Below are 11,106 nucleotides of genomic sequence, written 5' to 3' on the forward strand. Positions count from 1 at the left end.
TATTATTTGGTTTGTTATTGAGAGCAAAATTACAATCAGTCGCGAACAACGACTATCGCAGAAAGACCAAAAAATGTTTTAAACAGTTCAAACACTTTGTTGATAGACCTTCGGAGTTTTTCCAAACTCTTTTTTGAAAGCCTGTACAAAACTGGATAGGCTCTCATAGCCTAGCTCATGGTGTATTTCACTTGCATTGGCTTTCTCATGCTTTAACAAAAATGCTGCCTGCTGCATCTTCTTTAAATGGAACCAACGTGAAGGAGCGGTGCCGTATATTTCTTCAAATTTACGTTTGAAGGTTGACAAGCTCATGTTGCACAGAAACGCAAGTTCTTCAACCGAAAGGTTCCGGTATATATTATTTTCTACCACTTGTCTCAATGGTAAATCCAACGGGCTCCCGGCAAGCGAAGCGAGTAGTGGCAGAAAATGATTGCCATACCGATCGCATAAGTACAACATGATCTCTTCGAATTTTACTACCAGCAAATGTTCTGATAGTGCCGCAGTTGTTGTATGATATTGAAAGATCTGCTGCAGCGACTGGATAAAGTTCTTGATGAACTCATCCTGTTCAAACAAAAAGAATGATGAATCTTCTGGTCTGTTTTTATCCGGTACCTTAAACAGGAATGAATACTTTTTCCGAAAAGCAATCAGGTTGGCATCTGAAAAAAAGAATAGAAAACTCCTGTATTGTTTGTCGTGTAACACCCGTTTCTCTGTCATCAGACAGTTACCGGCCGGTATCAACACTGCCTGCGTTGATGTGAGGCTGATCGACTTATCATAAAAATGTACTTCCTTTTGTCCTTCCTGAAGGAAGCTAAATATATGTTTACCGGCAGAGATCTTGCCTTTGATGGATTCATGTGTATTGTAATAATCATGAAGGATGAGTTCCGGTAGCTTCGTAACATTGTCCGAAAATATATCGTTGGGAATGGTGAAGACCTTCATAATTGATAGCAAAAATAAATACTCAACCGGTATCAGCCTAATGGGTAGCATGTTCTAACGGTATCAATCGTGTGCATATTTGATAGAAACTAAAAGAAAAATTAGAATAAAATAAACACTGGCAACGACTGGGGGTTTAGAGGATATTAACTGTCATTGATAAATAATAACAAACAAAGCATGATTCGAAAATTACCAGTCTTCATTATCGCCTTGAGCATACTGATGTCTCAACATGGGTGGGCACAGTCACGGTACACGCTAAGTGGTTACATTAAAGATGCATCAGACGGGGAAGTACTTGTTGGGGCAACCGTTTATATAAAAGAAGCGGGCCGTGGAGCAACAACCAATGTTTATGGATTTTATTCGATCACTATTCCGGCCTCCAGCTATACCGTTGAGTACAGCTTTATAGGATATCAGAAAGTTGTAAGGGAATTTACATTGGATAAAGATATTCGTCAGAATATAGAATTACAGGCCGACAGTGAACAACTCCAGGAAGTTGTAGTGACCGCAGAAGATGATCAAACTTCCAAAGTGCAAAATGTAGAGATGAGCACGGCCAAACTCGACATCAAAACAATTCAACGTATACCAGCGTTTCTGGGCGAAGTAGATGTGATTAAAAGCTTGCAGCTTTTGCCTGGTGTCAGTACGGTAGGTGAGGGTGCTTCAGGTTTTAATGTGCGGGGCGGTAGTGTCGGCCAGAACCTGGTGTTACAAGATGAAGCTCCGGTATATAATTCATCGCACATGCTGGGTTTTTTCTCTGCCTTTAATCCGGATGCTGTAAAAGATGCCAAGCTATATAAAGGCGCGGTGCCTGCACGGTATGGCGGACGCCTTGCTTCGATTCTCGATGTGCGCATGAAAGATGGTAACAGCAAGGAATATGAAACAACGGGAGGGATCGGCACTATATTCAGCAGGCTTTCCTTTGAAGGTCCTATTGTAAAGGACAAAGGGTCTTTCATTGTGTCTGGCCGCAGATCTTATATAGATATACTCGCACGACCTTTTGTAGATATACTGAAAGATGGCGGTGCCTTGAATTTTTACGATCTCACCGCGAAAGCTAACTATACGGTGAATGACAAAAACAGGGTTTACCTTTCGGGATACTTTGGTCGCGACAATTTTTACTTCGACAGCAACCAGGGCTTTAACTGGGGCAACGCAACGGCTACTGTGCGATGGAACCACCTCTTCAACGAAAAGCTGTTCTCGAATATTACAGGTGTTTACAGCAGCTATAAATACGAGCTTCAGTTTGGTGATGATTCCCGAAACAGGTTCCGATGGAATTCATCCATTTCTAATTTTATTGTAAAGCCTGAGTTCAGTTATTTTATCAGCAGTAACAATGAAGTGAACTTCGGTGCTGAAGCCATTTACTACTTCTTCGAGCCTGCTAATGCCAACGGTATCTCCAATGGGCAACCAACCGATATCAGCCTGGATAAAAAGTATAATCTTGAAACATCACTATATATTAACAACAACTTAAAAATCAATGATACCTGGGCGGTAGAGTATGGGCTTCGTTTTTCTAACTTCCAATATTTCGGTCCCGGCACAGTATATACCTATAACGACACCATTCCCGGAGAGCGTAAAACTGTAGCATCGGAAACAAAGTATAAACGCGGTAAATCCATTGTCAACTTCAATAATCTGGAACCGCGCTTATCTGTAAAAGCAGGTCTTTCGGAAGTGAGCTCTGTAAAAGCAAGCTATAACCGCATGGTGCAGTACCTGCATCTTATTTCTAATACAACAGCATCCAACCCACTCGATGTATGGACACCAACGTCTAACAATATAAAACCTGAGATTGCCGATCAGTTTACCTTGGGCTATTTCAGAACTATAGGCGAATCGAAGAATTGGGAAGCATCGGTGGAAGGATATTATAGAAAAACACAAAACCAGATTGACTATATAGATGGTGCCGATCTGCTGATCAACGAGTACCTGGAAGGTGATCTGCTAAGTGGTAAAGGCCGCGCATACGGTCTTGAGTTTTATCTTCAGAAAAAAACAGGGCGACTGAATGGATGGGTAAGTTATACCTTGGGTAGAACGGAACTGAAAGTAGACGGTATCAATCATGGCGAATGGTATGCAGCACGTTATGATCAAACACACAACTTGAAAATTGCTGCGTTCTACGAAATGACAAAACGATGGTCTGTATCGGCTGACTTTGTTTTCATCACCGGTACACCGACTACATTTCCAACTTCCCGCTATGTAGTGCAGGGTATATTAATACCAGACAATGCTTCCGGTTCGCGTAACAACGTTCGCCTGTCAAACTATAATCGCCTGGATGTCTCATTCCGATTAGAAGGCAAACAATTTAACCGAAAAGGTAAAGAAAGAAAGAATCGTGACTACTGGGTGTTCTCAGTATATAATGTATATGCGCGGAAGAATGCTTTCTCTACTTACTTTTCACAATCCAACGATCGTGTAAGTGCAGGGCAACCACTTCAATCGGAAGCTACACAGCTTTCCATTATAGGAAGCATGGTGCCAGCTATTTCTTACAACTTTAAATTTTAACAGAAATGATACTGAAATCTTTATATAAACAACTGCTCGGTATAGTATTGACAGCGTCATTATTTTATTCCTGTGAAGAAACAGTCAATCCGGATCTTGAAGATGCCGAGCCAAGGCTGGTAGTAGATGCGTGGCTCACCAACAAGGTAGAAGATCAATTTGTAAAACTCTCATGGACTCAACCATATCTTGAAAATGCTTTACCTACCGGGATTTCCGGAGCAACGGTGGTGGTAACGTACGATGGCGGTGAAATTACTTTTACAGAAGATGCTGAAGAGACCGGTACATATCGCTGGACTCCGACAGAGGCTACATCGGCAGAAGTATTTGGTGCTATAGGACGCAACTATACATTGCGCATTGTAACGGGCAATGAAACGTTTGAAGCAACATCGCGCATAAACCGTACGGTTCCTATTGACAGTATTACGTTTAAATTCGAAGAGAACGATCCGCAGTATCCGGATAATTCCTATACAGCAGAATTCTGGGCGACTGATCCGGTAGGCAAAGGCGATACATATTGGATACGATCATATAAAAATGGCGTAGCGTTGAATAAGCCCAGTGAAATAAATGTGGCGTACGATGCAGGTTTTACAGCTGGTGGAAATTTCGATGGTGTTACATTTCTGCCGCCACTGCGAAGCGTTAACCCGGATGAAGTAGACGAAGATGATGTCGCTATATCTCCCTATGAGCCTGGCGATTCAGTATATGTAGAGATTCATTCTGTTACGCTCGCAGCCTATAATTTTCTAAATGAAGTGATCATTCAAACCGACAGACCCGGTGGCTTTGCTGAATTATTCTCAACACCGTTGGCTAATGTATCTACCAATATTGTAAACGTTGATCCCAATGGAAGCAAGGCACTTGGTTTCTTCAACGTATCTGCGGTATCAGGTTTAGGTAAAAAACTTGATGAGTAAAAAATAATAGTATAGTACAGTATATATGAAAACACCTGCAATCGGTAATGCTGATTGCAGGTGTTTTTATTTTAAAGAATGTGTGGTATAATTTCAATATACCGTTGTATCGTCTTTACCCGGTCCTTCAGATACCGCGGTCCGAAGAAGAAATTTGACCAATCATCGAAGTTCGCGTACTGAAAGCCGAGATAGAAAATCCAGAACATAACCCCCAGTGAAGGTATAGCTTGTATCTCTTCATTTGAAAGCGGACGCAGTTTCCTATAGGCGTTCACTACTATTTCAAAGGCACGTTTAGCTTCTGCTACTGGCATGTTTTGGAAGGTAATGTGAAAGTATAGATGTACCGTGAAGGAGGCCAGGTCATTTACCAGGAACCCTTTCCCCGCAAAGTCGAAGTCGAATAATGTTAATGTATCCTGATCATCGAAATGAAAGTTCTTCGGGAGATAATCATAATGACAATAACCGTAGCTAAATGTTTTTGTGTCCAACGAATTCAGTGTAACGATCGCTTGCGAGGCAGCCTCTTTCAAATAAGTATATCCCTCGGGATAGTCCTTAAAGGCAGGTGCTAGCAGTTCGATAGGTTGTGTAAGCGTTGTATCGATGGAATATATCTTTCGTTCGTATGAAAGTTCTATCTGCGATGTAATGTTGTGATTGAATGCCATTTCATACCCCAGAATATTCAAGTGCTTATCTGTAAGATCCGGTATATTTTTGCCGGGCGCAAAACTGAACAGCACACCGTGGCGTATTCCTTCGACAGCATTGAATTCTTGTACTTCATTGCCGGTAAGGTCTGCTATAGGATACGATACTTTTGCCCCTCGCTCTTTTAACAGCGTGAGCAACTGTACTTCTCCTTTAATCTCTGTCAACGAGCGATGCGAGCTCCGGTAGACTTTAAATATATACTTAGCATCATCATTCTCCAGAATGTATGTATCGCTTACTCCACGCAAGTGAAACTTACCAGCAAGATTTTTTAAGCCGTAGCTCTTTTCAATATGGTCTTTGAGAGCCCCGGTGGATAGAGTAGAGTACTGTGCAGGAAAAATGTTCATAGAGGCGAGAGCGTTGGGTTCGGGAAAGAAGATCGCAAAAATACGCTCATGAAGTCGTTAAATAAAAATCCAATAAAAAAATTGTGTAACCAAACGGTATCCTATAAATTTGTAACTGATCGGTTACGTAATTGTTTTTTATGAGAAGAGATGTTTTTCAGGCTATCGCGGACCCTACACGCAGAGAGATTATAAATCTGATTGCGTATAAAACCATGAACCTGAATGCTATTGCAGAAAGTTTTGATGTAAGCCGGCCGGCTATTTCGAAGCACATCAAGATTCTTACTGAATGCGGACTTGTTGTTATAACGCAACAGGGGCGAGAGCGGTATTGTGAAGCCAATCTGAAATCACTGGGTGAAGTGTCTCATTGGATAGAGCAGTACCGTGTTTTCTGGACGAGCAAGTTAGATGCGCTCGAACGGTTTTTAAACAAAGATGCTGCGGCACCAGCATCACGCAAACACAAATCAACCAAAAAAGCAAAACGAAAATGAAAAGTGAACCTTTTGTAATTGAACGGACCTACAACGCACCCGTTGAAAAAGTATGGAAAGCCATCACCGATAAAAACGATATGAAGCAGTGGTACTTTGATATAGCTTCATTCAAACCTGAAGTTGGTTTTGAATTTCAGTTTGAAGGCAACGATGGCAAGAGAACTTTTTTACATCTGTGTAAAGTAACGGAAGTTATAGTGAACAAGAAGCTGACCTATAGCTGGCGTTACGATGGCTTCCCTGGAAATTCATTTGTAACCTTTGAATTATTCGCGGAGGCAGACAAGACCAGGCTCAGGCTAACGCATGCTGGTTTAGATACTTTCCCATCAGACGATCCAAGTTTCGGGAAAGACAGCTTTGCAAAAGGATGGACAGAACTTATCGGTTCATTACTGAAGGGACATGTAGAGCAAGCTACCGTTGCAAAATAGAAGTGCGGAATAACAGCGCGTTCAAAATAGAAGTATACAGTAACAGTATACTTCTATTTTTTTAGTGCAGGATATATATAGTCTTTCAGCAGTGCTTCGGAATTGTTCTTGATAGTCCACTGATTATAGTTACCGGCTGTAACCACAACGAGCAAATCATTTTGATGATCAAAGAATATACGTTGATCGCCATTTCCAACGGCAACGGCCAGTGGTATAGATTTGTTATTGACAGATAAATTCCAGGTCCAGAACTGATAGCCATAGCCACCGGAGTTGTCTCGTTGTATCTGGGGGTTGTGGGAATCCGCGATCCATTTTTCGGAGAGAATTACTTTCCCATTCCATATACCCTTATTCATATATAGGAGTCCAAACTTTACCATGTCACGTGAGCGAAGCCTGAGCCCGGATGCCGCTGCAAGTATATCTTTTCGTCCGGGCAGAGGGCTAAATTTAGTCCAGTAGAAATCGCTGATGCCAAGGGGTCCGAAAAGATGTTCTTTGGCAAATGCATCAACTTCCATTCCCGTTGTTTTCTGTATAATGGTAGCCAATACCTGCGTGCAGCCTCCGTTGTAATTCCAGACAGTGCCAGGTGTTGCGACTACAGGTCTGCTCAGAATAAATCGTATCGGATCAACACTCGCGTCCATTTGAATTTCACTGTTTGCAGGATCGGTATAGGGAATGTTCTCATTCCATTCCAGCCCGACACTCATCGTTAGCAGATGCTTAATCGTAATGTTGGATTTTTCTCCTGTGTTAAGGTCTTTATATTCTGGAAAGAAATCCCAGATCTTTTGTGCTTCACTTTTAATTCGCCCTTGTTTGATCGCTACACCTATGCAAGCCGAAACGACACTTTTAGATATACTCCGCACATCATGAAGACTATCTTTTATATGCTTCACTACACCAATAGAATTTCCCCAGATCTCATCGTTTCCGGTAAAGTACTGTTCATATACCAGTGTTCCATTCTTCACAATTAGCACACTATGTATATTAGGATATAGCTGATCAATGATAGTATTAGTCATGGCGTTGAGCCGGATGGAATCCATGCCTGCGCTTTTTAATGAACCTGTGACAATTCCCTTTTCAGCACTGGAGATATTCTTAGTAAGCTGAGCTTTCGCTGTATTCCATACGGATGCCATGGCAAAGGCTGCTGTCAGCAAAATCAGTTTGATACTTTTTCTAATCATAATAGAGGTGAAGCGGATATAAATGAAGCCGAATATAGTATGGTTTTATGGAACTCACAGGGGGTAATTACGGCAATCTCTGGGGTTGATCGCGACATTTATTTCTCACAATTTTGAGCACGTAGAAATCCACAAACGATAATCATTATGAAACATATATCTGTGTTGGTTCCGAAGGGCGATGTTGCTGTCGCGAGTATTGAGGGGCCTTATAAAATGTTCTCACATGTAAATGAGTTTCTACAGCGTGAAGGCAAACCTCCGGCTTTTAAAATTGAGTTGGTAGGATTTTCACGCGAATCTCTATTGGACAACGGGATGTATACGCTCAATACGCATCGAACGCTTGCCGACTCCTTTAAAACAGATCTTATTTTTATACCGGCTGTGCATGGCGATTTCAAAAAAGTTATCAAGCAGAATTATGAGATGACGCAATGGGTTGCTAACCAATATAAACAAGGTGCTGAAATAGCGAGTCTGTGTGTCGGTGCTTTTTTGCTGGCTTCGACAGGTTTACTTCAGGGAAAGAAGTGCGCAACGCACTGGCTATTTGCCAATGATTTCCGTAAGATGTTTCCGGAGGTTAATCTCGTAGCCGAAAAAATTATTACAGATGAGTGCGGAATTTATTCGAGCGGAGGCGCCTACTCTTTTCTTAATCTCCTTTTATACCTCGTGGAGAAATATGTGGGTCGCGATATGGCAATACTCTGCGCCAAGATTTTTGAAATTGAAGTGGACAGAGGAAGTCAGTCGCCTTTTACAATTTTCAACGGACAAAAAGATCATGATGATGAATCTATAAAAAAGGCACAGTCGTTCATTGAAAATAACTTTCAACAAAAGATAACTGTTGACCAATTGGCCTCTATGCTGGCGTTGAGTCGTAGGAATCTTGAACGCAGATTCAAGAAGGCTACCTCCAATACCACCGTGGAATATATACAGCGTGTAAAAATTGAAGCTGCCAAGATCAGCCTCGAGTCTTCGCGTGAAAATGTAAATGAAGTGATGTATAAAGTAGGCTATACGGATAGCAAAGCCTTTCGCGTGACATTCAAAAAGATCACGGGCTTATCTCCGGTTCAATACAGGAGTAGATATAGTCGTCTGAATTAAATTACTCCTAATTTAATCTATAGCTAACCGATCGCATTCGTCACGAACCATTACTCACCGAATTAATCCGGATTATTTATACCTATACGGACTTTCTCATAGCCCGATAACTAAGTATTGAAGGAATTGATTGCAATCGTTGGCAAACGATTCCGGCGTCAAATAACAATCTGGCGGATTCAGTTAAGGCAGATATTTGATAGTTTATTTGGGGTATCGCGCATGCCTATATTTTCAAAAATGGGTGAGAGACTTGGACATTAGGGAATAGTATCTTTACGAAGCAATTCAAATTTTGAATACTCTATATTCTTAAAAATGTAGTTCTCACAAAAAAAATAACTCGGTGTCCCTAAACTTCTATTCTATAGTCATCTCTTTTCGGTAAGACTCAATGAGAATTCTTTTTTTATTTCTTATTCAGTTTTATAGCCAGGAAGCTTCTAATACTACAATTATCATAAATGAGACTCCTCTTAATGATATTTCATCCCCTGTAGAAGATGCTCTCGTGCCATCAATAATTTGGCAGGTTGGTGAAGAAGATGAGTATGAAAATAGTAAGGGGCAAAACTCCTCTGTTGCACTACCCCGTTTAGATCATGGTGGTTACCATGGCAGGTTTGCTTCAGCAAAAAACCAGTTTGCCCGGATCATTCGAAAATATATTGTATACCTCAACCTCAGAACATAGAACGAGGCCTTCTTCTTATTCATTGGTATAATTAATCATTCTTCATTCATTTTAAATTGTTTTTCAGTTATGAATAAAAATTTTTTATTCTCTATAGTATATTTTATTGCCTTTGTCATTGTTATAGGTTGCGATGATGACGATGAGAAAAAATCGGCTGCTGCCGAATGGAACTATGAAGGTGCCGATACTTGGGGATCGATTGGATACACGGATTGCTCGGGAAAGGTACAATCTCCTATTGATATTGAAACCGAAAATACTGTTAAGGCGAGTCTTTCTGAGTTGCAAACTGCATATATAAATTCGGCCTGGGGAATTGTGGATAATGGTCACACAATCCAGGTAAATCTCAAGCAGTCGAATAAACTAACTATCAATGGAACGGAGTTTAATGTAGCGCAATTTCATTTTCACAGGGAGAGTGAGCATAAGGTTAATGGTGAGTCGTATGATATGGAAATGCACATTGTGCACCAGGATCCTGTAACCAGCAACCTTGTGGTTATAGGTATATTTTTAAAAGAAGGTGATGTAAATCCCTTTCTGGAAAAAATATGGAGTTTGATGCCAACAGCAGAAAACAAAGAAAGTATATCTACAGATAGTATAAATATAATCGATGCTTTTCCATCCGACAAGAAATACTACACCTATACCGGCTCCCTTACTACACCTCCTTGTAGCCAGGGCATTGATTGGATCATTATAAAGGAACCGATGGAGATTTCATCGGAGCAGATTAAAAAATTCTCCGATATACACCCTGATAACTCACGCCCCACGCAACCGCTAAACAATCGTGAAGTGATAGAAGGTATATAGTTTATAGTATGATTGATTCTTCACGGGTTAGATAATGCATGAGACATCTGGAGCGTTTCAAATTTTACAGCTCTGGGGTAATACTATCCATGGTAGCCTTTGAAGAATATAGTTTATAAAAAAAGCTGTCTCGAATTTTGAGACAGCTTTTTTATTGGTTTCAACTTCAGCCCGCTTCTCTTGAAATCTATAGGAGAACGACTGAAAGTGTTAAACTCCTTAGGGAGGGTTGAATTAATGTGTCGGACCTTCGCGCTATTTTTTAGAGTTACTCATCCAATTTGTTATAAGAAGCTATTGACCGCATTGAATCAAAAAATGTACGGATGTGAACAATCTTTATCTGCCGATGGGCCAATAAGGACAATCTTCGCTTGTTTTCACTTTGGCATAAATATTAATACTACAATTAGGAATTAATTATGCCGGATGAAAAAATATCAATTGGGCGAGTTTGAAGAAGTAGTCATGCTTACCGTAGGTGTACTATATAATGACGCATACGGAGTATCTATAAAAAAAGAAATTGAGACAAGACTATCACGAAAGGTGAGTGTTGGTGCGTTGCAATCTGCACTTAAAAGACTCGAACAGAAAGGATATCTCAAATCGTTTGATGGTGAGTCAACACAGGAACGTGCAGGACGGCCAAAGCGATATTTTAGTATTACTGCATTGGGTAAACGGGCGATGGAATATACCAAGAGTACACGCGATGATTTGTGGCGTGATATTCCGAAGGTAGCATTGAACCTTAAAATTGCAGGATGAT

At 40.8% G+C, this 11,106-nt stretch carries 11 protein-coding genes; 8 read left to right on the forward strand and 3 right to left on the reverse strand.

Going from position 1 to position 11,106, the window contains the following annotated elements; all coding sequences use genetic code 11:
* Positions 1 to 87 precede the first annotated feature (87 nt).
* On the reverse strand, positions 88 to 963 hold the full coding sequence (locus tag B5Y40_RS28435; protein WP_159453833.1) for a helix-turn-helix domain-containing protein: 876 nt from the start codon (positions 961 to 963) through the stop codon (positions 88 to 90).
* 180 nt (positions 964 to 1,143) lie between these two features.
* Between B5Y40_RS28435 and B5Y40_RS28440 the strand changes: the two genes are divergently transcribed.
* Both B5Y40_RS28440 and B5Y40_RS28445 read left to right on the forward strand, forming a co-directional pair.
* The gene (locus tag B5Y40_RS28440) at positions 1,144 to 3,537 is read left to right on the forward strand and encodes a TonB-dependent receptor (protein WP_079690294.1); all 2,394 of its coding nucleotides are present in this window, start codon (positions 1,144 to 1,146) and stop codon (positions 3,535 to 3,537) included.
* Between the two features lie 5 nt (positions 3,538 to 3,542).
* Entirely contained in the window at positions 3,543 to 4,472 is a 930-nt protein-coding gene (locus B5Y40_RS28445; protein WP_079690295.1) for a DUF4249 domain-containing protein, read from the forward strand.
* A 71-nt stretch (positions 4,473 to 4,543) separates the two neighbouring features.
* On the opposite strand, the gene B5Y40_RS28450 is transcribed toward B5Y40_RS28445, so the two are convergent.
* Positions 4,544 to 5,545 carry a phosphotransferase enzyme family protein gene (locus B5Y40_RS28450; protein WP_079690296.1) on the reverse strand — a complete coding sequence of 334 codons (1,002 nt, stop codon included), beginning with the start codon at positions 5,543 to 5,545 and terminating at the stop codon, positions 4,544 to 4,546.
* A gap of 140 nt (positions 5,546 to 5,685) precedes the next feature.
* Between B5Y40_RS28450 and B5Y40_RS28455 the strand changes: the two genes are divergently transcribed.
* Both B5Y40_RS28455 and B5Y40_RS28460 read left to right on the forward strand, forming a co-directional pair.
* The gene (locus B5Y40_RS28455) at positions 5,686 to 6,045 is read left to right on the forward strand and encodes an ArsR/SmtB family transcription factor (RefSeq protein WP_079690297.1); all 360 of its coding nucleotides are present in this window, start codon (positions 5,686 to 5,688) and stop codon (positions 6,043 to 6,045) included.
* A complete protein-coding gene (locus B5Y40_RS28460; RefSeq protein ID WP_079690298.1) occupies positions 6,042 to 6,482 on the forward strand; it encodes an SRPBCC family protein in 441 nt (146 codons plus the stop codon). Before B5Y40_RS28455 ends, B5Y40_RS28460 begins: the two co-directional genes overlap by 4 nt.
* A 53-nt stretch (positions 6,483 to 6,535) precedes the next feature.
* Here the strand turns inward: B5Y40_RS28460 and B5Y40_RS28465 are convergent, their stop codons facing one another.
* Positions 6,536 to 7,693: a serine hydrolase domain-containing protein gene (locus B5Y40_RS28465; protein WP_143785982.1), complete on the reverse strand. Its 1,158-nt coding sequence runs from the start codon at positions 7,691 to 7,693 to the stop codon at positions 6,536 to 6,538.
* 147 nt (positions 7,694 to 7,840) lie between these two features.
* Here B5Y40_RS28465 and B5Y40_RS28470 point away from each other — a divergent pair, with 147 nt between their 5' ends.
* The 4 genes from B5Y40_RS28470 to B5Y40_RS28485 all read left to right on the forward strand — a co-directional run bounded on the left by B5Y40_RS28470 (position 7,841) and on the right by B5Y40_RS28485 (position 11,105).
* Complete coding sequence (locus tag B5Y40_RS28470) at positions 7,841 to 8,815, forward strand: GlxA family transcriptional regulator (RefSeq protein WP_079690299.1); 975 nt, start codon at positions 7,841 to 7,843, stop codon at positions 8,813 to 8,815.
* A gap of 394 nt (positions 8,816 to 9,209) precedes the next feature.
* The gene (locus tag B5Y40_RS28475; protein WP_079690300.1) at positions 9,210 to 9,509 is read left to right on the forward strand and encodes a hypothetical protein; all 300 of its coding nucleotides are present in this window, start codon (positions 9,210 to 9,212) and stop codon (positions 9,507 to 9,509) included.
* Positions 9,510 to 9,578: 69 nt separating this feature from the next.
* The gene (locus B5Y40_RS28480; RefSeq protein ID WP_079690301.1) at positions 9,579 to 10,334 is read left to right on the forward strand and encodes a carbonic anhydrase; all 756 of its coding nucleotides are present in this window, start codon (positions 9,579 to 9,581) and stop codon (positions 10,332 to 10,334) included.
* A 429-nt stretch (positions 10,335 to 10,763) separates the two neighbouring features.
* Entirely contained in the window at positions 10,764 to 11,105 is a 342-nt protein-coding gene (locus tag B5Y40_RS28485; protein WP_079690302.1) for a PadR family transcriptional regulator, read from the forward strand.
* The last annotated feature ends 1 nt before the right edge of the window (position 11,106 follow it).

Origin of the sequence: Ohtaekwangia koreensis, assembly GCF_900167975.1 — a bacterium.
Lineage (GTDB): Bacteria > Bacteroidota > Bacteroidia > Cytophagales > Cyclobacteriaceae > Ohtaekwangia > Ohtaekwangia koreensis.